The 24,981-nt window shown below is 33.9% G+C and carries 24 protein-coding genes; 9 read left to right on the forward strand and 15 right to left on the reverse strand.

All coding sequences use genetic code 11. The features are described 5' to 3' along the window. The first annotated feature begins 9 nt into the window (after positions 1-9). Positions 10-711 carry a sulfite exporter TauE/SafE family protein gene (locus tag EYY60_RS15510; protein ID WP_132990228.1) on the forward strand — a complete coding sequence of 234 codons (702 nt, stop codon included), beginning with the start codon at positions 10-12 and terminating at the stop codon, positions 709-711. Positions 712-715: 4 nt separating this feature from the next. Here the strand turns inward: EYY60_RS15510 and hemN are convergent, their stop codons facing one another. The 8 genes from hemN to prfB all read right to left on the reverse strand — a co-directional run bounded on the left by hemN (position 716) and on the right by prfB (position 8,557). After that, on the reverse strand, positions 716-2,080 hold the full coding sequence (gene hemN / locus EYY60_RS15515) for an oxygen-independent coproporphyrinogen III oxidase (protein WP_132990229.1): 1,365 nt from the start codon (positions 2,078-2,080) through the stop codon (positions 716-718). A 120-nt stretch (positions 2,081-2,200) separates the two neighbouring features. Beyond that, entirely contained in the window at positions 2,201-2,677 is a 477-nt protein-coding gene (locus EYY60_RS15520; protein WP_132990230.1) for a hypothetical protein, read from the reverse strand. 111 nt (positions 2,678-2,788) lie between these two features. Further along, a complete protein-coding gene (locus tag EYY60_RS15525; RefSeq protein ID WP_132990231.1) occupies positions 2,789-3,136 on the reverse strand; it encodes a hypothetical protein in 348 nt (115 codons plus the stop codon). Between the two features lie 117 nt (positions 3,137-3,253). Then, positions 3,254-3,676 (reverse strand): DoxX family protein, encoded by a 423-nt coding sequence (locus EYY60_RS15530; protein ID WP_132990232.1) that lies wholly within the window; start codon positions 3,674-3,676, stop codon positions 3,254-3,256. A 123-nt stretch (positions 3,677-3,799) separates the two neighbouring features. Further along, positions 3,800-5,428 (reverse strand): acyl-CoA carboxylase subunit beta, encoded by a 1,629-nt coding sequence (locus EYY60_RS15535; protein ID WP_132990233.1) that lies wholly within the window; start codon positions 5,426-5,428, stop codon positions 3,800-3,802. 152 nt (positions 5,429-5,580) lie between these two features. Next, a complete protein-coding gene (lpxD, locus tag EYY60_RS15540; RefSeq protein ID WP_132990234.1) occupies positions 5,581-6,579 on the reverse strand; it encodes a UDP-3-O-(3-hydroxymyristoyl)glucosamine N-acyltransferase in 999 nt (332 codons plus the stop codon). Positions 6,580-6,917: 338 nt separating this feature from the next. Beyond that, on the reverse strand, positions 6,918-7,364 hold the full coding sequence (msrB, locus tag EYY60_RS15545) for a peptide-methionine (R)-S-oxide reductase MsrB (RefSeq protein ID WP_132990235.1): 447 nt from the start codon (positions 7,362-7,364) through the stop codon (positions 6,918-6,920). A gap of 94 nt (positions 7,365-7,458) precedes the next feature. Then, positions 7,459-8,557, reverse strand: a protein-coding gene (prfB, locus tag EYY60_RS15550) for a peptide chain release factor 2 (RefSeq protein ID WP_132990236.1) whose coding sequence is annotated in 2 segments (ribosomal slippage) — positions 7,459-8,493 and positions 8,495-8,557 — 1,098 coding nt in all. Because the reading frame shifts where the segments join, the coding sequence is not laid out codon by codon here. 368 nt (positions 8,558-8,925) lie between these two features. On the opposite strand from prfB, the gene EYY60_RS15555 reads away from it, so the two are divergent. Next, positions 8,926-9,945, forward strand: coding sequence for a threonine aldolase family protein (locus EYY60_RS15555; protein ID WP_132990237.1), 1,020 nt, complete (start codon positions 8,926-8,928; stop codon positions 9,943-9,945). 137 nt (positions 9,946-10,082) lie between these two features. Here the strand turns inward: EYY60_RS15555 and EYY60_RS15560 are convergent, their stop codons facing one another. Then, on the reverse strand, positions 10,083-10,403 hold the full coding sequence (locus tag EYY60_RS15560; protein ID WP_132990238.1) for a YbaB/EbfC family nucleoid-associated protein: 321 nt from the start codon (positions 10,401-10,403) through the stop codon (positions 10,083-10,085). A gap of 145 nt (positions 10,404-10,548) precedes the next feature. On the opposite strand from EYY60_RS15560, the gene EYY60_RS15565 reads away from it, so the two are divergent. The 4 genes from EYY60_RS15565 (at position 10,549) to EYY60_RS15580 (ending at position 16,313) form a co-directional block, all read left to right on the forward strand. Continuing rightward, complete coding sequence (locus EYY60_RS15565; RefSeq protein WP_132990239.1) at positions 10,549-12,609, forward strand: S9 family peptidase; 2,061 nt, start codon at positions 10,549-10,551, stop codon at positions 12,607-12,609. Positions 12,610-12,681: 72 nt separating this feature from the next. Continuing rightward, complete coding sequence (locus EYY60_RS15570; RefSeq protein ID WP_132990240.1) at positions 12,682-13,722, forward strand: PLP-dependent cysteine synthase family protein; 1,041 nt, start codon at positions 12,682-12,684, stop codon at positions 13,720-13,722. A gap of 375 nt (positions 13,723-14,097) precedes the next feature. Further along, the gene (locus EYY60_RS15575) at positions 14,098-15,024 is read left to right on the forward strand and encodes a LamG domain-containing protein (RefSeq protein ID WP_132990241.1); all 927 of its coding nucleotides are present in this window, start codon (positions 14,098-14,100) and stop codon (positions 15,022-15,024) included. A gap of 389 nt (positions 15,025-15,413) precedes the next feature. Then, entirely contained in the window at positions 15,414-16,313 is a 900-nt protein-coding gene (locus tag EYY60_RS15580; RefSeq protein WP_162847896.1) for a LamG domain-containing protein, read from the forward strand. Between the two features lie 78 nt (positions 16,314-16,391). Here EYY60_RS15580 and EYY60_RS15585 read toward each other — a convergent pair whose 3' ends face one another. The 4 genes from EYY60_RS15585 to gcvT all read right to left on the reverse strand — a co-directional run bounded on the left by EYY60_RS15585 (position 16,392) and on the right by gcvT (position 21,147). Further along, complete coding sequence (locus EYY60_RS15585) at positions 16,392-16,595, reverse strand: hypothetical protein (RefSeq protein ID WP_132990242.1); 204 nt, start codon at positions 16,593-16,595, stop codon at positions 16,392-16,394. A 141-nt stretch (positions 16,596-16,736) separates the two neighbouring features. Further along, the gene (locus EYY60_RS15590; protein ID WP_026729302.1) at positions 16,737-17,450 is read right to left on the reverse strand and encodes a YebC/PmpR family DNA-binding transcriptional regulator; all 714 of its coding nucleotides are present in this window, start codon (positions 17,448-17,450) and stop codon (positions 16,737-16,739) included. A gap of 278 nt (positions 17,451-17,728) precedes the next feature. After that, a complete protein-coding gene (locus EYY60_RS15595; protein WP_132990243.1) occupies positions 17,729-19,759 on the reverse strand; it encodes a S41 family peptidase in 2,031 nt (676 codons plus the stop codon). 305 nt (positions 19,760-20,064) lie between these two features. Further along, a complete protein-coding gene (gene gcvT / locus EYY60_RS15600) occupies positions 20,065-21,147 on the reverse strand; it encodes a glycine cleavage system aminomethyltransferase GcvT (protein WP_132990244.1) in 1,083 nt (360 codons plus the stop codon). A 234-nt stretch (positions 21,148-21,381) separates the two neighbouring features. On the opposite strand from gcvT, the gene EYY60_RS15605 reads away from it, so the two are divergent. From EYY60_RS15605 to EYY60_RS15615, 3 genes are all read left to right on the forward strand, one after another. Beyond that, positions 21,382-22,230 (forward strand): NAD(P)H-hydrate dehydratase, encoded by an 849-nt coding sequence (locus EYY60_RS15605; protein WP_132990245.1) that lies wholly within the window; start codon positions 21,382-21,384, stop codon positions 22,228-22,230. Positions 22,231-22,399: 169 nt separating this feature from the next. Beyond that, positions 22,400-23,182: a HipA family kinase gene (locus EYY60_RS15610; RefSeq protein WP_132990246.1), complete on the forward strand. Its 783-nt coding sequence runs from the start codon at positions 22,400-22,402 to the stop codon at positions 23,180-23,182. Beyond that, the gene (locus tag EYY60_RS15615) at positions 23,172-23,555 is read left to right on the forward strand and encodes a DUF3037 domain-containing protein (protein WP_132990247.1); all 384 of its coding nucleotides are present in this window, start codon (positions 23,172-23,174) and stop codon (positions 23,553-23,555) included. The genes EYY60_RS15610 and EYY60_RS15615 overlap by 11 nt, the downstream gene beginning before the upstream one ends. 160 nt (positions 23,556-23,715) lie before the next feature. On the opposite strand, the gene EYY60_RS15620 is transcribed toward EYY60_RS15615, so the two are convergent. Continuing rightward, entirely contained in the window at positions 23,716-24,264 is a 549-nt protein-coding gene (locus EYY60_RS15620; RefSeq protein WP_132990248.1) for a HutD family protein, read from the reverse strand. A 16-nt stretch (positions 24,265-24,280) separates the two neighbouring features. After that, the gene (locus EYY60_RS15625; RefSeq protein ID WP_132990249.1) at positions 24,281-24,787 is read right to left on the reverse strand and encodes a GNAT family N-acetyltransferase; all 507 of its coding nucleotides are present in this window, start codon (positions 24,785-24,787) and stop codon (positions 24,281-24,283) included. Positions 24,788-24,981 lie beyond the last annotated feature (194 nt).

The following is a 24,981-nucleotide window of genomic DNA, read 5'->3' on the forward strand; positions in this document are numbered from 1 at the left end:
TAAATAGGAATGTTATATTCTGCACTCATATTAGGACTTATTAGTAGTTTGCATTGTGTTGGAATGTGCGGACCGATTGCGGTAATGCTCCCAGTTGATCATCGAAATGGAGCAAAAAAAGTAATTCAGATTATCACTTACCATTTCGGCCGCTTGATTGCTTATGCTACGATAGGCTTGATTTTTGGCTTATTAGGGCGTGGTTTTTTCATGGCAGGAATACAGCAAAAAATATCAATTTTTATTGGTATCGCTATGATTGCAGTGGTTTTGATTCCCGAAAAAACATTTGCTAAATATAATTTCTCAAAGCCAGTTTATAAAGTAATTTCAAAAATCAAATCGAGTTTAGGAAGTCAGTTCAAAAAAAGGACATATAAATCACTTTTTGTAATTGGCTTGTTGAATGGCTTTTTGCCTTGCGGAATGGTTTATGTGGCTTTATTTGGTGCAATTGCCATGCAAAGTTCAAGTTTAGGCGCACTCTATATGTTGCTTTACGGATTAGGGACTATTCCACTTATGACTATTGTAGTTTACATTCATTCGTTATTAAAATTGCCATTCCGAAATAAAATTCAAAAGGCAATTCCTTATGTAGCTGTCTTTATTGGAGTATTGTTTATTCTAAGAGGATTAGGATTGGGAATTCCGTATTTGTCTCCTTCAAATATGAGTTTGTTTATTCAGCAATCCCCAAATTGCCACTAATCCATTAAACTGTCATCGAAAACAAATTTGTTTCTGGTGATTTTCTTTTTAAATGCAAATCAAAAGCCATGCAGATGTTACGGACAAATGGCCTTCCAGCTTCTGTAATTTTAATTCTGTTTTCTTCAATTACAATCAACTTGTCATTTTCGATTTCTTTTAAAGCCAATAAAACTTCGGGTAATTCAGTAAAATACAAAGATTCGCTGCTCCAGCAAGTTTCAAGGTCACAAGTTAAATTTAAGATGTGTTTTCTAATAATTAAATCTTCTGCATTTAGAATATGTCCTTTTATAACAGGAAGCTGATTTGATTCCAAGATTTGGTAGTAATCTTCAAGATTTTTAGTGTTTTGTGCAAAACTGTACCAGCTGTCACTGATAGATGAAACACCTAAACCAATCATAAGCTGTGTTTTTGAAGCGCTATATCCCATGAAGTTTCGGTGCATTTTTTTGCTGTGTGCAGCATGAAATAAACTGTCTGAGGGCAATGCAAAGTGATCCATCCCAACTTCATGGTATCCATTTGCAGAAAGCAAAGTCTTTCCAGTTTCATAGAGCATTCTTTTCTCGGCATCTTTCGGCAAATTTTCTTCATTGAAACCTCTTTGTCCGTTTCCTTTTATCCAAGGCACATGCGCATAACTGTAAAAAGCTAAACGATCTGGTTTTAATGAATTTGTTTTTTCAATTGTATCAACAACATCTTCCAAAGTTTGAAAAGGAAGTCCGAAAATTATATCATGACTGATAGAAGTATATCCGAGTTCTTTAGCCCAGAAAGTTACTTTTGCAACATTGTGAAAAGGTTGGATACGATGAATGGCTTTTTGTACTTTTTCTGCATAATCCTGAACGCCGAAACTAACTCGGCGAAAGCCTAAATTGTATAATGTTTTAAGCTGTTCATAAGTAGTATTATTTGGATGTCCTTCAAAGCTAAATTCATAGTTTGGTGCTTTATCAGCTAATTTAAAAATGCCGTTTATAAGATTTTCTAAATTGTTGGCCGAAAAAAAAGTTGGTGTTCCTCCTCCTAAATGAATTTCTTTTATAAAAGGCTTTTCAGGAACAAGTTCACAATATAATTTCCATTCTTTTAAAACAGCATCTATATATTTTTCTTCTACAGAATGATTTTTTGTAATTCGTTTATTGCAACCGCAAAAAGTACACATGCTTTCGCAAAAAGGCAAATGAATGTATAAGCTGATTCCGTTTTGTGCATTGCTTTCTGAAAATGATTTTTGAAAAGAAGTTGTCCATTTTTCTAAATTGAAATTTTCTTCATTCCAGTACGGAACAGTTGGATAACTTGTATATCTTGGACCTGGGACGTTATATTTTTGAGTCAATGATATTTTCATAAATAAAACATTTAGAGATAATCAAAATTACAGCGACCGTTTAAAAATTAAAATGATAAATATCATATTGCAACATAAAAAAGAGGCTCAAAACTTGAGCCTCTTCTCTGAATTAAATAACTAACGTGAAATAGAATCTTGGATGATTTTAAGCCATTTTTTTGCAAAGACATGATCTTGATAAGCGCTAATCTGTTTGATTCGGTCATCGTCAAAATCATAGAAAGGTATATTGATTTTTTTTGCGTTGTCTTTTTCTTGAAATTCGAAATCAATTTTCAAGATGGTATCTGAATTTCCATCTGTGGTCAAAACCAATTTGCAGGAAGAAATATTTTTTAAATCGACATAAGTCGATTCCTGCTGATTTGGATTAAAATTCATCACAATGAATCTTTTGTTGTTTTGATCTATAGTAAGGGTTTTGTTGCTTTGCGATTCAGTCAAGCTGAAATTTTCTGGATTTACAGAGTCAAATTTCTTCTTGATGTTTAAGATTTTAGCTTTGTTTGCAGCACTCGATCGTGCTGAAAAATAGATTGGAATCGCGACAATAATCGCGATCACAATACCAATTATGGTTACACTTGTTTCCATTTTTGATTTTATTTTGATGAATACTATGAAATTGTAAATAGTTTTCTATCCAGAAAACTGTTTAGGGGTGTGAAAGAAAATACCTTTCGCGTTAAAATTTCACAGATTTATTTACCAAAAAAAATGGAAGGCATAGAGCATGAGTGTTATTTTTTTGCTCTGAGTCGAAAATTGACGGGTAAAATTAAAAACAGACTTAACTGTTTCATGTTGAGGTACGATTGATAGTAAAGAATCAAACCATTTTGCTACAACTGGATATTCAGTTTTAATGCTTGCAGCAAATTGATAACTCGCTTGTGGCTGAATAAATGCAGAAGAATCAGGAATGTCTTTAGAGAAATTGGTATCTGTTTTTTGGCTCTCGATTTTTTGCATAGGAACATCGCTTGCTTGAGCAGCAAAGAAGCCAATAATCAAAAGTGATATAAATAAAACAGTTTTACGAATCCAATTCATGGGGGCGAATTTAGTTCATAAAACACAATAAAAGAAATTTTGAAGTGCTAATTACTTCTTAAAAATGCTTTTTTGTTTTATCCTCAGCTTAAATAGATAAGCTGAGGATAAAATATATTATTGTTGCATTTTAAAATAATAGTCGGCGGAATGCTTTCCCCCGCCATAAAATAGAAAGAAAATGCAAAGCACCAATACTGCTATTGCAAGAATTAAGCTTTCAGAATGCATTCTTCCCATGAAGTTAATTAAAACGGCTCCAAAAAGAATAGGAAGCTGTGCGGCGATTGCCCAACGGGTGAGCAGACCAAAAACGATCATTATTCCACCAATCATATGCGCAGGTGCGATATAATGCAGTAAGAACATTCCGCCTCCAAATTGATCGATTGGAGAAATTAAATCATGCAGATATTGAACGTTGGTTACAAATGAAACTCCCTTCATAAATAAAAAAACACCCAATACAATACGTACTAAATCTATTGGCAAATAAGTGTGCGAATTCGCCCATTTATTCAAGCTTTTTACATTTTCCATGACATAATGTGATTAAAAATTGTTTATTAAAATTACAAAATTTTAATCACATATTTAAAAATAAGTCGTTGAAAATGAGTTTTCTGGGGTTTATTTGTTTTGTTTTGAGAATTTCGGAATATGTTAAACCTGAATTACGCCTAAATTGAATGGTTTTTGAATAGGAGCGTGGTTCGCAGCTTCAATTCCCATTGAAATCCATTTGCGTGTGTCAAGCGGATCAATTATCGCATCTGTCCATAATCGCGACGCTGCATAGTAAGGAGAAACCTGCTCGTCATATTTTGCTTTTATTTTATTGAAAAGTTCTGCTTCTTTAGCTTCATCTACAATTTCTCCTTTTGCTTTAAGGGAAGAAGCTTCAATTTGTGCCAAAACTTTAGCGGCTTGCGTTCCACCCATTACGGCAAGTTCAGCACTTGGCCAAGCAAATATTAATCTTGGATCATAAGCTTTTCCGCACATGGCATAATTTCCCGCACCATATGAATTTCCGACAATTACTGTGAATTTTGGAACAACAGAATTGCTGACTGCATTCACCATTTTTGCGCCATCTTTTATAATACCGCCATGTTCAGATTTTGAACCCACCATAAAGCCGGTTACATCTTGTAAAAACACAAGCGGAATTTTCTTTTGGTTGCAATTTGCGATAAAACGAGTCGCTTTGTCAGCGCTGTCAGAATAAATTACACCGCCAAACTGCATTTCGCCTTTTTTGGTCTTTACCACTTTTCGCTGATTGGCAACAATCCCAACAGCCCAGCCATCAATTCTCGCATAACCTGTAATCAATGATTGGCCGTAACCTTCCTTATAAGATTCGAATTCCGAATTATCAACCAAACGTTTGATGATTTCCATCATATCGTATTGTTCTGTACGGGCCTTTGGCAGGATTCCGTAAATATCAGTTGGGTTTAAGGCAGGTTTTTCGGCTTTGATTCGGCTATAGCCAGCTTTGTCGAAATCACCAATTTTATCAACGATATTTTTGATTTTATCTAGAGCATCTTTATCATCCTTAGCTTTATAATCAGTAACTCCAGATATTTCGCAATGCGTTGTAGCGCCTCCTAAGGTTTCGTTGTCAATAGTTTCGCCAATGGCGGCTTTTACTAAATAACTTCCCGCAAGAAAAATACTTCCGGTTTTATCGACAATTAAAGCTTCGTCGCTCATAATAGGCAAGTAGGCACCGCCTGCAACACAACTTCCCATAACGGCAGCGATTTGGGTAATTCCCATGCTGCTCATTTGGGCATTATTTCTAAAGATGCGTCCGAAATGTTCTTTATCTGGAAAAATTTCATCTTGCATTGGCAGATAAACGCCAGCACTGTCAACAAGATAAATAATTGGAAGTCTATTTTCGATGGCGATTTCTTGTGCGCGAAGGTTTTTCTTTCCAGTAATAGGAAACCAAGCTCCAGCTTTTACTGTGGCATCATTAGCAACAACAATGCATTGTTTTCCTTTTATGTAGCCAATTTTTACGACAACACCACCAGAAGGGCAACCTCCATGATCTTTATACATTCCTTCGCCGGCAAAACCTCCAATTTCAATATTTTCTGAATTTTCATCCAATAAATATGCGATGCGTTCACGAGCAGTCATTTTTCCTTCTGAATGAAGTTTGGCAATTCGTTTTTCGCCTCCGCCTAATTTTACTTTGGCAAATTTTTGTTTTAATTCTGAAAGTAGTAATTTATTGTGATCTTCGTTTTTATTGAAGTTTAAATCCATGGTATAATATTGATTTTACAAAATAGTCTTGGCTAATTTACAAAATCAATTGAAATAAATGGAAAGTTTTGAGATTGTCTGATTTTAGTCACATCAAGGCAAAAAAAAACAGAAGCACATACTTCTGTTTTTCTAAAATATTTAAAATGCACTTATTTTTTGGAACCACAAACCATTTGTTTGAGAATTGCCCATTGTTTTAAAGCATCTCTAGCTTCAACTGCTGGATAACCCAGCATTGTTTTTCCTGCAGGAACATCGCCAGTAACTCCAGATCCGGCACCAATTACAGCACCATCACCAATATTTGTATGATCTTTTATTGAAGCACTTCCGCCAATAATAACGCCATTTCCTAAAGTTACAGATCCTGCTAAACCGCTGTTTCCGGCCATAATGCAGAATTTTCCTAATTTACTGTTGTGCCCTATTTGAACTAAATTATCAATTTTGCAACCATCACCTAGAATGGTAGAGCTAAATTTTCCACGGTCAACACAGGTGTTTGCACCAATTTCGACGCCATTTCCAATAATTACATTTCCAATTTGGGGAATTTTTACAAGTCCATTTTCTTTACAAGGGCGAAATCCAAAACCATCAGCACCAATAGTAGCATTTGGATGAATAATACAGTCGTTCCCAATATGGCAGCGTTCACGAACCACAGCGCCAGACCAAATTATTGTGTTTTTTCCAATAGTGCATTCGTCCAAAATTGTCACATTTGGATATAATGTCACATTAGCCCCAATTTCTACTTTTGGTCCAACATAACAGCCAGCCCCAATTTTAGCATCTTCTGCAATTATTGCCGTTTCATCAATAGTTGCTGTTTTATGAATATTGTTATGGAATACAGGAGTAGGAGGAGCAAAAAGGCTAAGGATTTGCGACATAGCTAAATCAGCATTTTTTACTTTAATGAATGCGCGATTTTCTCCTGGTTCTATCGAAATGTCTTCATTTACAACCGCAATGGAAGCGTTTGATGCAGACCAATATTTTTCGTATTTTTTGTTTCCAATAAATGAAATTTGCGAAGTTGTTGCCTTTTCAAGTTGCTCAGTTGCAGTTATGCTTTGAGAAGTTGAGCCATATATCACGCCATTAATAACTTCATTAATTTCTTGTATTGAATAGGATCTCATTTACTGTAATTATAGAATTTAGGGTTAATTTTTGCCAAATAAAATAATTTACATTTTAATTACCTAATATTTTTTTAAGGTTTATTGAAAGATATTTAAAATAACAATTTAAATATTACAAAATTAACATTTTAGATATTAAAATTTTGATAGTTTTTTAATATTAGAATTTGGCTATGCATGAGTTTTATTACATTTAATAGTAGATGCTTAGCCTTTTTTGAGAAAATAAAAAAGATTTTTTTTATTGATAGGCGTTAACTTACATTTTGTCTTAACTACTTAATTTTCAAACAAAAAAAAAACGATTCACTTTTTAAAGGAATCGTTTTTTTGTTTTAATCTTTGATTTTAGAAAGTGAAACAGCGTTAATACAATAACGCAGGCCACTAGGAGGAGGTCCGTCAGGGAAAACATGACCTAAATGAGAATCACAGGCATTGCATACAACCTCAACGCGAACCATCCCGTATGATCTATCAGCGTGATATGCAATTGCATTTTCTTTGATTGGTTGTGTAAATGAAGGCCATCCTGTTCCTGATTCAAATTTTTCACTTGCATCAAAAAGAACTGTTGCACAACACTTGCATTCATAAATTCCTGGATCAAATAAACTGCATAGTTCAGAGCTAAAAGATCTTTCAGTTCCTTTCAATCGAGTAACTTGAAACTCTTCCGGAGTCAAAATTTGTTTCCATTCTTCTTCCGTTTTTTCCACTCTTTTATCTGGAGCTGGATTTCCTTTATTTGTAAAATGAATTACATCGGCCCATTTTATCATAACTTTTTTTGTTTTAAAGTTTCAGGTTTCAAGTTTACTGCGACCGTAAACTATGATTGAACACAAAAAACGGATCACTGAATACTGAGACTATTTACTCTTCCTCTTTTTGGCCCATCATCATTAAATATGCTTTAAGGAATGGGTCAATATTTCCGTTCATTACGCCGTCAACGTCGCTGGTTTCATAACCTGTACGAACATCTTTTACTAATTTATAAGGTTGCATTACGTAATTACGAATTTGCGAACCCCATTCAATTTTCATTTTTCCGGCCTCAATATCTGCACGTTGTGCTTGTTGTTTTTTTAATTCGATTTCATACAATTGAGAACGAAGCATTTGCATCGCACGTTGCCTGTTGTCTTGTTGTGAACGTGTTTCAGAGCATTGAATTTGAATTCCGGTTGGTTTGTGTACCAATTGAACTTTTGTTTCAACCTTATTTACGTTCTGTCCACCAGCACCACTTGAACGAGAAGTTGTAATTTCAATATCGGCAGGATTAATATCAATTTCGATACTGTCATCAACAAGGGGATAAACGTAAACTGATACGAACGAAGTATGACGTTTTGCATTACTGTCAAAAGGTGAAATACGGACCAAACGGTGTACTCCATTTTCTCCTTTTAGATATCCGAAAGAATAATCTCCTTCAAATTCTAGAGTAACCGTTTTTATTCCGGCTACGTCACCTTCTTGAAAGTTAAGTTCCTTTATTTTGTAACCATAACTTTCGCCCCACATCATGTACATACGCATCAGCATTCCTGCCCAGTCGCAACTTTCGGTTCCGCCGGCTCCGGCAGTGATTTGAACTACGGCGCTTAGGCTGTCACCTTCGTCAGAAAGCATGTTTTTGAATTCGATGTTTTCAATATGTGATTGCGCACCATTGTATTGTTCATCCAATTCATCTACAGAAAGTTCGCCTTCTTTGTAAAAATCATAAGCTAGCTGTAATTCCTCTGTTAGTGATACGGCTTTGTCATAATCTTCAATCCATTTTTTCTTGTTTCGAAGATTTTTTACAATGTTTTCGGCTTCTTTTGGATTGTTCCAAAAATCTGGCGCAAAAGTTTTTTCTTCTTCGTTTGCAATTTCGATTAGCTTGGCATCAACGTCAAAGATACCTCCTCAACGCACCAAGGCGCTCCACAATACCTTTTACTTGTTCGGCTGTTGTCATAAATTAATAACTTGTTTTAAATGTTTTTTGTTGAAATCACTTTAGATTTTTAACGCGATTTCTTTATACAAAAATAAGATTTAGTTTTCAGAATACCAGAAATAATTTAGAATACAATTATGCCTGTATAAGTGATTGGTGTTTAGTTGTTTTGTGTTTTTTTGTAAGTGATAAAAGGATGTTGATTTTTGTTTGAAAGAAGAGAATTGGAAGATGATTAAATTATTAATGTTAGATTTATATGTTTTTTATAAATAAAACGTTAATTTGGTTACATAGTAATCGAAAGTTAAAATTTATTAAAACTTACGATTATTAAATAACAGTAATACGTAATTTTGCTGTCCAAAAAAAGATATCAGTTTTATATGGAAATAAATTTAGTTAGCGATACCATTACAAAACCAACATATGAAATGCTGCAGTACATGTTTAATGCGCAAGTTGGTGATGATGTGTACAAACAGGATCCTACGGTTATCGAATTAGAGACAAGAGTAGCCGAGTTTTTTGGTATGGAAGCTGGACTTTTTTTTCCGTCTGGAACTATGGCAAATCAAACTGCTATCAAACTGCATACACAACCAGGTGAGCAGTTGATTGCAGATAAATATGCGCATGTTTTTCATTATGAAGGAGGAGGAGTTTCATTCAACAGCGGCGTTTCGTGTTGTTTGCTGGATGGCAATCGTGGTATGATCAACGCTTCGCAAGTTGCCGCAGCAATCAACGACCCAGAATTTTATCATAGTCCGTTGACAAGTTTGGTTTGTGTGGAAAATACCACCAATAAAGGAGGCGGAGCGTGTTATGAATTGGAAGATTTGAGAGAGATAAAAAAAGTATGTGATGCCCATAATTTAAAATTCCATTTAGACGGAGCAAGAATTTGGAATGCATTAGTTGCTAAAAGACAAAACCCGAAAGAGTTTGGGGCAATTTTCGATACGATATCGGTTTGTTTATCAAAAGGATTAGGGGCGCCAATTGGTTCTGTACTCCTTGGAAGTAAAGCTGATATCCACAGAGCGTTGAGAATCAGAAAGATACTTGGGGGCGGAATGCGCCAAGTTGGTTATTTAGCAGCAGCAGGGTTGTATGCTTTAGCAAATAATATCGAAAGATTGGCTGAAGATCATCGCAGAGCAAAAGAAATTGGTGCAATCTTGAGTACAAAATCTTGGATTGCTTCTGTAGAGCCAGTAGAAACAAATATTCTAATTTTTTCTTTGGCAGAAGGCTACAGCGATACGCTTTTGATTGAAAAGTTAAAACAAAAAAACATACTTATAAGCTCATTAGGACATAATAAACTCCGAATCGTTACGCATTTAGATTACAAAGAAGTAATGCATACTTATGTGATGGAAATCTTCTCGAAGATTTAAGTCACTAAGGTTCTAAGTTGCATAGAAACAAAGGTTCAAAGGGACAAAGGTTTAAAAAAAAGACGCACAATTGTGCGTCTTTTTTTAGGCTCCAATAAGAAAAACTTTAAACCTTTGTCCCTTTGAACCTTTGTCCCTTACTTAAAAAGATTATCCATTCCAGGAATCATCGGCATATCCATTTTTGCCACAGCATCAAGCTCTCTTTCGTTGATGTTTGTAGCTTTTTCGATTGCTTTATTTAATGTTACAATTAAGTAATCTTCTAATTGCTCTTTGTCTTCTAAAAGTGAATCATCAACAGAGATTGATTTTATTTTTCTGCTTGCTGTAATTGTGATTTTCAATAATCCATCAGCGCTTTGTTCGTCAATTAAAACAGTATCTAAGCGTTTCTTTGTATCTTCAATTTTTTGTTGGGTTTCTTTAAGTTTGCCCATCATTCCCATTAAATCCATTTTTCTTGCTTTTTTAAATTATTTCAGACAAAATTAGTATATTGCTATGGTAAATCAATAGAATATTTTATGAAAAAATTAATTTTCGTTCTCTTTTGATTGTACTACTTTTGCCACTTCGTATTTAAAAATAAATGCTCAATCAATGCAAAACAATATAATGGCTCCAAAAGCCACAGAGATTCCAAAGAAACTTAAAAAACATAAAGAGATTAGAATTGACAATTATTTTTGGCTGAATGACCGTGAAAATCCAGAAGTAATTGATTATCTGAACAAAGAAAACGAATATTACCAAAATATGACTTCTCATACTAAAGGTTTGCAAGAATCATTGTATGAGGAGATGAAAAGCAGAATCAAAGAAGACGATTCATCTGTTCCTTATTTTTATAACGGATATTTCTACATCACACGTTTTGAAACTGGCCAAGATTATCCAATTTTTGCCAGAAAAAAGGGAAGCCTTTCAGCAAATGAAGAAATTTTGTTCAATTGCAATGAAATGGCAAAAGGGCACGCTTATTTTAAATTAGGAGGTTTAAGCATCAGTCCAGATAATAAGTTTGCAAGTTTTGGAATCGATATTGTTGGAAGAAGAATTTATACAGTTCAAGTTAAAAACTTAGAAACAGGAGAAATTCTTTCAGATAAAATCGAAAATGCAACAGGAAGTTCTGTCTGGGCAAATGACAACAATACTTTGTTTTATACCAGACAAGATGAAGTTACTTTAAGAGCCGATAAAATTTTCAGACATAAATTAAACACAGATTCTGCAGCTGATGTTTTGGTTTATAATGAAGTAGACGATACGTTTAATGTTTCTGTGCACAAAGAAAAATCTAAAAAATATATTGTAATTAGTTCTGGAAGTACTTTAACGACAGAATATAGAATTCTGAATTCAGATAATCCAGACGGCGAATTTGAAGTGTTCCAGACACGAGTTCGCGGATTAGAATATAGTATTTCGCATTACGAAGATTCGTTTTATGTTTTAACTAATAAGGATAAAGCGACCAATTTCAAACTGATGAAAACGCCTGAGAATAAAACAGGAAAAAGAAATTGGGTAGATGTTATTCCGCATAGAGAAGACGTTTTATTGGAAGATATTGAAATCTTTAAAAACTATTTAGTCGTAGAAGAGCGTTCAAACGGCCTAAATCATATCCGAATTATGCCATGGAATGGTGAGCAAGATTATTATTTGCCATTTGGAAGCGAAACTTACAATGCTTTTACGACAACAAATATTGATTTTGATACCGATATTTTGCGTTACAGTTATCAATCACTTGCAACGCCATCGTCTGTAATTGATTTTAATATGAAAACTAAAACCAAAGAAATCTTAAAAGAACAACAGGTTTTAGGAGGTAAATTTGACAAAGAAAACTACGTTGAAGAGCGAGTTTGGGCAACGGCAAGAGACGGTGTAAAAGTACCGATTTCGATGATTTATAAAAAAGGATTGGAGAAAAATGGCAAAAATCCGCTTTTATTGTATTCTTATGGTTCGTATGGAATTACGATGGATACTTACTTCTCATCGACACGACTTTCGCTCTTAGACCGCGGATTTGTTTATGCGATCGCTCATATACGTGGAGGAGAAGACTTGGGAAGGCAATGGTATGAAGACGGAAAACTGTTAAAAAAGAAAAATACCTTTACAGATTTCATCGATTGCTCTAAATTTGTAATAAACGAGAAATATACTTCTTCTAAACATTTGTATGCAGAAGGAGGATCAGCAGGAGGACTTTTAATGGGAGTTATCATAAATGAAGCTCCTGAATTATACAACGGAGTAATTGCTCAAGTTCCTTTTGTGGATGTCATAACAACAATGTTAGATGATACAATTCCGTTAACAACAGGAGAATATGACGAATGGGGAAACCCAAACAACAAAAAATATTATGATTATATGTTATCGTACTCACCGTATGATAATGTAAAAGCGCAAGATTATCCAAATATGTATGTATCTACAGGATTGCATGATTCGCAGGTACAATATTGGGAGCCTGCCAAGTGGGTAGCCAAATTGAGAAATATGAAGACAAATGGAAATCTTTTGTTTTTAGATACCAACATGGATGCTGGACATGGCGGTGCTTCAGGACGTTTTGAGGCTTTGAAGGACCTGGCAAAAGAATTTAGTTTTTTATTAGATTTAGAGAAAATTAAAAGCTAATTAAAAATTTTTTGTTAAATTTGCAACCTATCGAGGTTATTTTTAAATACCATCTCGATTAACTATTTTTTTATGAAAGAAGAAATAAACGCTTATAATAATGTTTTAGAATTAATAGGTAACACCCCGCTTATTAAGCTAAATAAAATCACCGAAGAGTTAGAAGGAAATTTCTACGCAAAGGTAGAAGCTTTTAATCCAGGTCATTCCTCAAAAGATAGAATCGCATTATATATTATTGAAGAAGCTGAGAGAAAAGGAATTTTGTCACCAGGTGATACGATTATTGAAACTACATCAGGAAACACGGGATTTAGTTTGGCAATGGTCAGCATTATTAAAGGATATAACTGTATTTTAGCAGTAAGCTCAAAATCATCAAAAGATAAGATTGACATGTTGAGAAGCTTAGGAGCAAAAGTTTATGTTTGCCCAGCGCACGTTTCAGCAGATGACGAAAGGTCTTATTATAATGTAGCCAAGCGTTTACATGAAGAAACAAAAGGTTCTGTTTATATCAACCAATATTTCAATCAATTAAATATTGATGCGCACTACAACACTACAGGCCCTGAAATCTGGGAACAGACAAAAGGAAAAATAACACACTTAATTGCATGCAGCGGAACGGGAGGAACAATCTCAGGAACTGCAAAATTCTTAAAAGAGCAAAATCCTAATATTAGAATTCTTGGTGTTGACGCTTTTGGATCAGTGTTAAAGAAATATCACGAAACAAGAGAATTTGATAATAAAGAAATTTATCCGTATCGTATAGAAGGTTTAGGAAAAAATTTGATTCCATCAGCTACTGATTTTGATATTATTGATAAATTCATGAAAGTAACCGATGAAGAAAGTGCACACTCTGCAAGAGAAATTACTCGTAAAGAAGGTTTGTTCGTTGGATATACATCTGGAGCAGTAATGCAAGCAATCAAACAATATGCTGAAGAAGGAGAGTTTACAAAAGACAGCAATATCATTGCTATTTTCCCAGATCACGGTTCTCGTTACATGAGTAAAGTATTTAGTGATGACTGGATGAATGAACAAGGATTCTTCGATAGTATTAATGAAGAAGAAGTTCAAAAAGTTGAATTTGTTAAATAAAACATTTTTTAGATACATAGAAAGCTCCATCCTTTGTGATGGAGTTTTTTTTTGAATCTAATCGAAAAAAAAATCTTTAAAAAGTTGAAAAACATCTTATTCTATAAAATATATCGAATTTGAATGTTTAATGTATTTTTGTAAATACCGTATTTATACGTAAGAAATATTTATTTTGATTGAAGTAAATTTAAAAATTTAATAGTATTGCTGATAGTATAAATAAATGCAATTAACTGTTAAAAATCATCAATTTTGGTTATTTTAACGAGTTTTTAGGTTCGTTGTCGAAAAAATTTTTGCTAGAAAGCATAAAAATATAGTTTAGCAGTGTTAAAATGACACAAAGTTGTTTAATCTCCTAAATCTATCGCTATGAAAAAATTACTACTCTCTTTGATGTTTGTAAGTTATTTGAATGCTAGTGCGCAGAATCCTATTCAAGAATTTAACTTCAACAATACTTTAAATAATACTCAAAATACCATCACTTTCATGGGGGCAAACAATTTTGTTCCGGATCGAAAGGGAAATATTAATGGAGCACAGCGCCTTAATAATAAATCTTTAGAAGCTGTAATAGATGATCTTCCTCAAAACAACTCGGCTAGAACAATAAGTATTTGGGTAAAACTAAATGATGTTTCTAAGGCAAATTATATTTTGGGTTATGGCACTGCCTATCAAGGACAATATTATGGTTTGCTTCAGCAGGCTACAGTTTCATCAAATTCAGATTTAAGTCTGGCTGGATGGGGCGCAAGCAACGACATAATTGTTTCTGTTCCATTAGCTAAAGGAACTTGGTATCAATATACGATAACTTATGACGGAACAGTTTCAAAAATTTATCGTGACGGTGTACTGTTAAAATCTTTAAGTGGCTTAACACGCGCTACAAAAGGCAATATTTTTAGATTAGGCGAAATAAATACAACTGTGGGTATCAATGCTGATATTGACGATCTAAAAATATATAGTGTGGCCATGACAGATGAGCAAGTTGCTGCACTTTATGAAGAAACAAAACCTATAATTGCTGTTGCTGTTGAACAAGTAGCGCCTAAAACAGTTCCTGGAAAAACTGTCACAGGGAAAACCAAAGTTGCAGCTAAGACTACGCAATCAAGTGCAATTGTTGTTAACAGTGATGTAAGTGGTGGAGGACAAAAAAATGTTGAGGTTTATTCGCAGGGGCAAAAGGTTCTTGAAAACAATTCAATGAACATAAAAGATTTGCCAGAGGGAACCTATTTGTTGAAAATTACAAATAGTTCAGCGAACAAATTGACATCAAAATAAGATTTAAAAATTTGGTTAATAGTTAGTTTTTAGTTTTTTTATTTTTTATCAGATTGTTTAGTGAGCAATTTATTTTGGATAGTAGAAAAAGCCTTTTGAATTTCAGAAGGTTTTTTTTTATTGTAAAGATGATTTTTGTAAAGATGTTTTTACAAATTATAAGAAAAACTTCTTTTTGCATTTGTTTTTCTGAATTTTAATAAGAATATCGTACTCGTTATCGACAAATGTTTTGTGACTTTGAATTAAATTTATAATTTTAACAAATAAATAAAATTATTTAATGAACATTAGGAATCGTTTTTATTTAAAAAAGGTTCTCTTCATAATAAATTATTAAAATTGTTTTAATAAAAGATATAACCCCAAAATCTCCAAAAATCGAAACCATGAAAAAATTAGTACTTACGGTAATGTTGGTAACTTTTTTAACGTCTAATGCCCAAAATCCTATTCAGGAATTTACTTTCAATGGAACTCTGAATAGCGCTGATAATACAATTTCGTTATTAGGTACTCCTAATTTTGTTGCGGACAGAATGGGGACAGCAAAAGCGGCGCAACGCATTACAAACAAAGTGTTGCAAGGTATGGTTGGGGAACTTCCTCAGGATAATAAACCTCGATCAATATCTTTTTGGATAAAATTTAATACACTCAATGCTGCAAATTATGTTTTTGGTTATGGAACGCCATCAAATTCTCAATTTTTTGGTTTATTGCAGCAACCTGTCGTTTCAGGAAATTCAGATGTAAGTTTGGTAGGCTGGGGTGATGCTAACAATGTTATTGCTGCCGTGCCACTTCAAAAAGAAGTTTGGTATCAATATAATATTACTTATGATGGCAATAATTCTAAAATTTACCGTAACGGTGAATTATTAAAATCAGCAAGCGGAATTGTACGAGCTACTAAAGGTTATATTTTGAGATTAGGACAAATCAATACAACGACGACCCTCAATGCCGATATAGACGATCTGAAAATTTATAATGTCGCAATGACAGATGAGCAAGTTTTAGAATCATACAACAGTTCAAAACCAGCTGGAAGTGCAAAAACTGAAATGGTTTCAAATGAGAAAAAAAATGTATCTGCGCCTGTAAAAACTCAAAATCCTCCAAAAAATTCAGTTGTAACGCCAAGTACAACAGAAGGAAATACAGAAAAGGTAATCGAAGTTTTTTCTCAAGGAAGAAAAATAACGGGTAGCAATGCTTCTAATATTGATGATTTGCCGGAAGGAACTTATTTGTTGAAAGTAACAAAAAAACCAGCAAAAAAATAAATGTGATTGTAAAATTCACTGACTTTGAATATAGAATAAATCAAAAAAGCCTTCTGATGTTTTTCAGAAGGCTTTTTTTTAATTTTTATTTTGTTGTCCTGGAGCGTAAGCTTTTGCACTTTTGCTTCCTGACATTTTTTTAGCTTGTCCTGGCGGTACTTTTTTAGCAGTTGGCGCTGGTCCTGTTGTATGGACATGAGCACTACAGCTAATTACGCTTAATGCTAAAAAAAGGAGTACCAGTACAACTACAGCGATTCTAGTGTATTTTGATGTTTGCATATTTTATTTTAATTTTTGTTTGAGGTTTTGCAAATATAATAGGAAAAATGATTTCTCAAATATCAGGCTTTAGTTTAAAATCATTACAAACAAAAAAGCCTTGAAAAATTCAAGGCTTTCAGTGAGTATATGCTTAAAATATTATTCTTCTTTCATCGTATGATAAACGTTCATAACGTCATCATCTTCTTCGATTTTTTCGATCAATTTTTCAACGTCAGCGATTTGAGCTTCAGTTAATTCTTTTGTAATTTGCGGAATACGCTCAAAACCAGAAGAAAGGATTTCAAGACCTCTGTTTTCTAATTCTTTTTGCAAAGCACCAAAACTTCCAAAAGGAGCATAGATTAAGATTCCGTCTTCGTCTTCAAAAACTTCCTCAGCACCAAAATCGATTAATTCTAATTCTAATTCTTCAGCATCTAGGCCATTATTGGCAATTCTAAAGTTACAAGTATGGTCAAACATAAATTCAACAGAACCTTGAGTTCCCATAGTTCCGTTGCATTTGTTGAAATAACTGCGGATGTTTGCAACAGTTCTGTTGTTGTTGTCAGAAGCAGTTTCAATCAAGATTGCGATTCCGTGAGGCGCATATCCTTCAAACAAAATCTCTTTATAGTTGGCAGTATCTTTATTGCTTGCATTTTTGATCGCGCGCTCCACATTGTCTTTAGGCATGTTGGCCGCTTTCGCATTTTGTATTACAGCTCTTAATCTAGAATTGGCGTCTGGGTTTGGTCCGCCTTCTTTAACAGCCATAACGATATCTTTACCAATTCTGGTAAATGTTTTGGCCATTGCTGACCAACGTTTCATTTTTCTTCCTTTTCTAAATTCGAACGCTCTTCCCATTTCTAATTTTTAGTTTTGTGATGCAAAAATACGGTTATTCCTTATTTTTCCAAAAACAAAATTATTCTTTTTTTGTATTGTTTTAAGCTTCAAGTTTCAAGTTGAATGGCTTACGTTGATTTAACCGCAAAGCATGCTAAGTTTTTTATCTAAGGTTGTGTTTATAAACGCAAAGTTCGCAAAGCTTTGTGTAAAACCTTAGCGAACTTTGCGTAAACCTTAGCGTGCTTTGCGGTTAAACTTCAAACCTGAAACCTGAACCAAATAAAACAAAATTCCTATTTTGAACCATTAAATTCATTGATGACATTTACAGCTTCATTCAAATAAGGATTTGTTTTTAAATTTTCAAGCTGATATTGGTTTGCTGTTTTATCATTTGGGTAAACCCCGAGCAAAAATTGATTTACAGTTGAGTTGTAAACATCTAGCGGATTATTTTCGTCATTAAAAGTATTGATTTCTTTCCAAAGCGAATTAACAAGTTTTTTTTGTTTGAAAACTGCGTCCAAAGTCATTGGAAGTTCTGCTTTTGGCGTATTTACAATTTGGTCAATCTTTAGATTTATTTTTTTAATGTCGTTAAAATAGTAGTTGTCTGCCATCCTTGTTGTAGAGTTTTTAGCCAGTTTGTCGATCAAAGTTCTTTTTGCATAAAGTCTGTATTTCAAAAAAGATTGAATACTATCGTTTTTGATTGCAGTGGGGAAATCACTTTCTTTTTGATAAACATCTTCATAAAATTCAGGTAAAATAACATCTGGCTTAACGCCGATATATTGATGACTTTTTCCCGTAATGCGATAAAATTTATTGATTGTGATTTTTAAAAAATCAGTATTTTTTTCCTCGTCAAGCGGAAGAATGGTCTGCATAGTTGCTTTTCCGAGTGTATTGCTGCCAATCAAAAGCGCACGGTTGTAATCTTGTAAAATAGAAGCAAAAAATTCACTTGCCGATGCTGTATTACTGTTTACCAAAACCACAATTGGGCCTTTGTAAATCAGTCCGCGATAAGGATCATTTATTATAGATTTCTCTTTCTTATTATCAATCACTATCGAAATCGGGCCATAATCAATAAACATTCCTGCAAGTTTGATAGCTTCTTCCATAGAACCACCGCCATTATCAATCAAATCAATTACGAGGCCTTTTATTTCATCTCTTTCGAGTTTCATTACTTCGCGTGCCACATCATCGGCGCAACCTTTTCGATTGTTTTCGTCTAAATCAGCATAAAAACTCGGAATTTTGATGTAACCAATTTTACTATCTTTTCCAATAATAAAACTGTAAACCGAATTGTCTTCATCTTTCATCACTTGTTTTTCAATGTAAACATCAAAGCTTTTTCCAGAGTTTCTTTTCAGCGTAAGCGTAATACTTTTATTGGATTCTGATAAAATCATGTTTGAAATCAATTCCAATGAAGCACAGGAGACCTTTAAAGTCTCCTTTTGATTTGAAATAGAAATAATTTGATCACCCTTTTTAATCAGTCCTGTTTGGTATGCAGGGCCATTTGGGTCGACTTCAGCGATAATTATTTCATTTTTTTCATTCAAATTTACGCTCATTCCAAGCGAAAGGTGTTCTTTAGACAAAGATGCAACAAAGCTCGTCTTAGAATCGTCACTGAAATAAGCAGTATGTGGATCAAAATAAGTACAGAAATAATTATATAGATTTTCCTCCTGCTTGTTGTTGTTTTCTAAGAGAGTGCTTATTCTGCAAATTTCATTCGATAAAATCATTTGTTTAGAAGCGGCTTCAATTGATTTGAAGTTTGCTTTTATCGAATCCAGATTTTCACTGGTTTCAGCGATTTCGTCTAAAATCTGATAGCGCAGTTTTTTTTGCCAAACCTTTTCTAAATCTTCTTTTTTCAGATAAAAAGGAAAAGCTTTTTTATAAAATCGGATGGTGTCTTTAATAGAATAATCAATATTTGCGTTCTGAATTTTTTCTAAAACAGCTTTTGTTCTCAAAAGGCCTGCTCGATATTTTGAAGTAATATCATTTAGAAAACTGCAGTCGTTGTTCAAAATTAAATCGTCTAGATTTGAACGGTATTTTTTTGACATTTCATCGTATTCACTTTTAAAAAAAATGTTTCGCGATGGATCCAGTTCGTTGATCAGATTATCAAAAACAAAAACAGACAGGCTATCATCAACCGGTTTTGGCCGAATATGCTCTTTTTGAATAAGTGCATTGATTTTATTTAAGATCTGACATGTATGGTCGCTATTTTGACTAAATAGTGTAGTTGAAGTCAGCAGAAATATTATTACTAAGTTTTTCATAAATCTGTAAATCATCGGTTACACTAAAATTACGGTATTTTTTTTAGAAAAGACAGTAATTTCCGAAGAATATCGACAAGTAAAAGATTTTATCTGTGAATGACATTAAATAAAAAAAAACGGTAATAAAAATCAGCAAAAACTTTAAAACTGAATATTAAAATTTCCGAATTGGCATAAAAAAATGCATTGCAACTTTATAAAATTGCAATGCATTTTTGGAATTTTCTTTAAGTCAAAAGTCAAAAATTTTATATTTCACAACTTTATGACTTTTGACTTTCGACTTTAGGACTTACTAGAAATTATTTCTTGTAAAACGGTAATTTTACCACTTTAGCAGGAACGTCATTTTTTCTGATTCTGATAAAAATATCGCTGTCAACAGCACTGTTTGCAGTTGTCACATATCCTAAACCAATACCTTTGTTCATAGAAGGCGACATTGTTCCCGAAGTTACAATTCCGATTACCGCTCCAGAACCGTCAACAATTTCGTAATCGTGTCTTGGCACAGCGCGCTCTTGCATTTCAAAAGCAATTAATTTTCTTGTAACACCAGCTTCTTTTTGTTTTTTAAGCGCTTCAGAATTAGTGAAATCTTTTGTAAATTTCGTAATCCATCCTAAACCAGCTTCAAGTGGAGAAGTAGTATCGTTAATGTCATTTCCATAAAGACAGAATCCCATTTCAAGACGCAAAGTATCACGTGCTGCAAGTCCGATTGGCTTAATCCCAAAAGATGCTCCAGCTTCGAAAACTTTGTTCCAAATTGCTTCAGCATCAGCATTTTTGCAGTAAATTTCAAATCCACCAGAACCAGTATACCCAGTTGCAGAGATAATTACATCATTGAAACCAGCAAAATCACCAACCTCAAAATGATAATAAACAATAGCAGACAAATCAACAGAAGTTAAAGACTGCATTGCTTCAACCGCTTTTGGTCCCTGAATGGCTAATAATGAATAATCATCAGAAAGGTTTTTCATTTCAACACCCAAATCATTGTGAGAAGAAATCCAGTTCCAGTCTTTTTCAATATTCGAAGCATTTACAACTAGTAAATACTCTTCCTCTTTCATTTTATAAATAATCAAATCGTCAACAATTCCGCCTTCATTGTTTGGAAGACAAGAATATTGTGCTCTTCCAATTGTCAACGTCGATGCATCATTTGAAGTCACTTTTTGAATCAAAGCCAAAGCATTTGGGCCTGTCAACAAAAATTCACCCATATGCGAAACGTCAAAAACGCCCACACCATTACGAACCGTTTCATGTTCAGCATTAACTCCTTCATAAGTAATAGGCATGTTGTAACCAGCAAAAGGAAGGATTTTTGCTCCTAAACCTTCATGTATGTGCGTAAGCGCTGTATTTTTCATTGTGTAGTTTTATAAAATTGTTTTGCAAATCTATTCAAAAAATATCGATTTCGAATACCTTAAATTATAAATTTCGCAATAATTAGGAGCTATTTCCTGCTATCCGCTATATCTTTTTGTTTTTAAAGAAAAAACAAAAAGGATGCCGCTACTATCAGGGCTAAGTGTTACAGTTTCAAAAGAGGAATTATCATTTCAATTTTTTGTGTAATTTTAGTATATAAAAGTATTCAAATGAAATCTACGTATTTAATTACAAAAGAAGAAATTCTAAAAATATACAAACCTGTAGATTCCAAAGCACACAAAGGAACACAAGGTCACGCTGTAATTATTGCCGGAAGTTACGGGAAAGTTGGAGCGGCTGTTTTAGCTTCAAAATCCTGCCTAAAATCAGGTTGCGGACTCGTTACGACTTTTATACCCAAATGCGGTTATCAAATCCTTCAAATTTCCATTCCCGAAGTGATGACTGTAACCGATGAAAATACAAACTTCATTACTACGATTCATTTACCGTTCATGCCACAGGCTATCGGAATTGGTCCAGGAATAGGAAAGGAGCTCGGAACACAAAAAGCCTTATTTGAGTTTTTAAGAATAAGCAAAGTGCCTTTAGTGCTTGATGCAGATGCTTTAAACATTATTTCTGAAAATTTATCTTGGTTAGAATTAGTTCCAGAAGACACCATCTTGACACCTCATCCTAAAGAATTGGAGCGTTTGATAGGCAAATGGAATTCTGAATCAGAGAAATTCCAAAAAACAGTTGCTTTTTCAGAAAAATACAAAGTCATTGTAGTCATGAAAGGCGCACCTACTTACATCATAAACAGAACTTCGGTATACGAAAATACAACAGGAAATGCAGCTCTAGCAACTGCCGGTAGTGGAGATGCTTTAACCGGAATCCTAACAAGCCTCTTGGCACAAGGTTACGAACCCAAATACGCTTCAAAACTTGGGGTTTATCTTCATGGATTAACAGCTGATTTAGCTTTACCAAAAACAGGTTGTGAATCTTTTACAGCTTCTACAATTATTAAATATCTTGGGAAAGCTTTCTTGGAATTAGATAATTAGAAAATGTGTCAATTAGATAATTCTTTAAAAAGATTATCTTCTTAAACAATTTTAGAAGAAAATCTAAAATCTACACTCTGAAATCTAAAATCAAAAATTGTAAGTTTGTAATATCAAAGATTAGAAACTTAGAATCTCAGTTTCTTAGCATCTTAGAATCTTAAAAAAAATGATAAACAACTTCGATCTCAGAACGGTAAACGTCATGCGTTATATAACGCCACTGCGCGAAGGCGGTTCTTTACCCGCTTTGGCAGAAGCCGATGACGACTTTAAATACGTATTAAAATTCAGAGGTGCCGGACACGGCGTAAAAGCTCTTATTGCCGAATTAGTTGGCGGACAAATAGCAAAAGCTTTAAAACTGCAATTACCAGAATTAGTTTTCGCGAATCTCGACGAAGCTTTTGGAAGAACCGAAGCTGATGAGGAAATTCAGGATTTGCTTCAAGGAAGTCAGGGATTGAATCTAGCGCTTCATTTTTTATCAGGAGCGATTACGTTTGATCCTGCTGTAACTACTGTTGACGCAAAATTAGCTTCGCAGATTGTTTGGCTGGACGCTTATATTACAAATGTCGATAGAACTTTCAAAAATACCAATATGCTGATTTGGCATAAAGAATTATGGCTGATCGATCATGGCGCATGTTTGTATTTTCATCATTCCTGGAACAATTGGGAACAGCATGCCAAAAGTCCGTTTGCGTTGATAAAAGATCACGTTTTATTGCCACAAGCTTCACTTTTAAAAGAAGTTGATGCCGAATTTAAAGCGCTTTTAACGCCGGAAATTTTAGAAGAAATTGTAAATACAATTCCGTTAGATTGGTTGCAATGGGAAGACGCAGATGAAACGCCAGAGAATTTACGAAACGTTTATTTGCAGTTTTTAAAAACAAGATTAGAGAATTCAGAAATATTTGTAAATCAGGCTCAAAATGCAAGATAACCATTTATACGAATATGCTGTGATTCGTGTTGTGCCAAGGGTAGAGCGCGAAGAATTCCTGAATATCGGAATCATTTTGTTTTGCAAAAGAGCCAAATTTATAAAAGTGCTTTTTCATTTAAATAAAGAGCGAATCCAAGCTCTTTCTGCCGATTTTGATATCGAACAATTAGAATGCAATTTGACTTCATTACAAAAAATTGCAAACGGAGCCAAAGACGGTGGGCCAATTGCTGAATTTGAGATTCCAGAGCGTTTTCGTTGGTTGACAGCAATTAGAAGTTCGGCCATTCAAACCTCAAGACCTCATCCGGGTTTGTGTCAGGATTTGGAGAAAACGATTCAGCGTTTGTTTCAGGAACTCGTACTTTAACCATATAAGTCATATAAGATGATTTAAGGTTTGGCTTAAAAAAAAATCTCGCAAAGTCGCAGAATCGAAAGTTTTCTTCTTATATTTCTTTGCAATTCTGCGACTTTGCGAGATTAAAAAAGCTTAGTGTCTTTGTGCCTTCGTGGCAAAAAAACTTAGATTAAAGATCCAATATTCCAGCTAAGCATTCATTAGAAAAATGAAGCGCGATATTTTCTTTTTTTTGATTTTCAATGATTAATAAATCATAAGGTTTTAGATCATATGACTTCTCATTAATTTTAATAACTGTTGTATCTAAAGAAAATAGAATTATTATTTGAGCATTATAATACTGCTCATTTTTACTTATTATCAGTTTGTGATGACTTATTTTTTCAGAAATCATCCAATTGAAATCAGAACCTTTTGTATAAGAAGTTATGTTATCATCTGAATTAAATTCCATGATTTCATATTTCTCATACGTTCTTTTTTCTTTGTTTATCTCGATATCTAAGCTATTATCAAGCATAACCAAGTATCGGTAATAGCCTTTAAATTTTGTAAACTCTGAAGGTACTTCCTCTATTGTGGCACTGCTTATTCTGAATACAAAATCTCTATCGGCATAGTTTGCTGTTTTTGGATGTATTATATATTCATACGTTAATCCGCCACTCCAAACAGAGGCTTTGCTATTTTCTTTAGGTAAAAGATGTATGTTCATTTTGTTTTCTAAATTCTCAAAGCTGTTTCTCTAGGAAAATAAACTCCAAAGGTTCTTCAGAAACCGTAACATGAATTTCGCTTTCAGGAAAAGCTTCTCGTTCGCCTGTATCCACATAACCGTGGCGTTTATACCAAGCAATAAGTTCTTCGCGAACTGAAATAACCGTCATAATAATGCTCGATAATCCTAAAGATTTAGCATGATTTTCGGCTTCAGCCAAAAGCTTTTTCCCGATGCCGCTGTTTTGAAGTTCTGGCGAAACCGTCAACATTCCCAAATACAATTGATTTCCTTTTTCAACCAATAAAACCGAACCAATAATCTTTTCATTTTCAGTGAATTTCAGAATCGTATTTTTTGAATCTTCGAAAATGGCTGTCATTTCCTGTTCGTCGGTTCTTTTTCCTTCCAGTAAATGGGCTTCAGTTGTCCAGCCTTTTTTGGAAGTTTCACCTCTGTAAGCTGAATTTATTAAGGTTGTTAATGCAGGAATGTCTCCCAGTGTTGATTTTGTAATCATTATAATGCTGATGTAATGGTATAATTTAAAAAATGAATTGCCTCCAGTTTTAGCTGGAGGGACAAAGTTAGACTAGAAAATGGCTTTAGCCTAATTTTTTACGCTTTTGGCTAAAGCCGATTTATGCTTAAAAACAAAACCTCCAGCTAAAGCTGGAGGCAATTGACTTTTTATTTGTTAGTAGCAAAGAAACC

This window comes from Flavobacterium zhairuonense (assembly GCF_004352915.1).
GTDB classification, from domain to species: Bacteria; Bacteroidota; Bacteroidia; order Flavobacteriales; family Flavobacteriaceae; genus Flavobacterium; species Flavobacterium zhairuonense.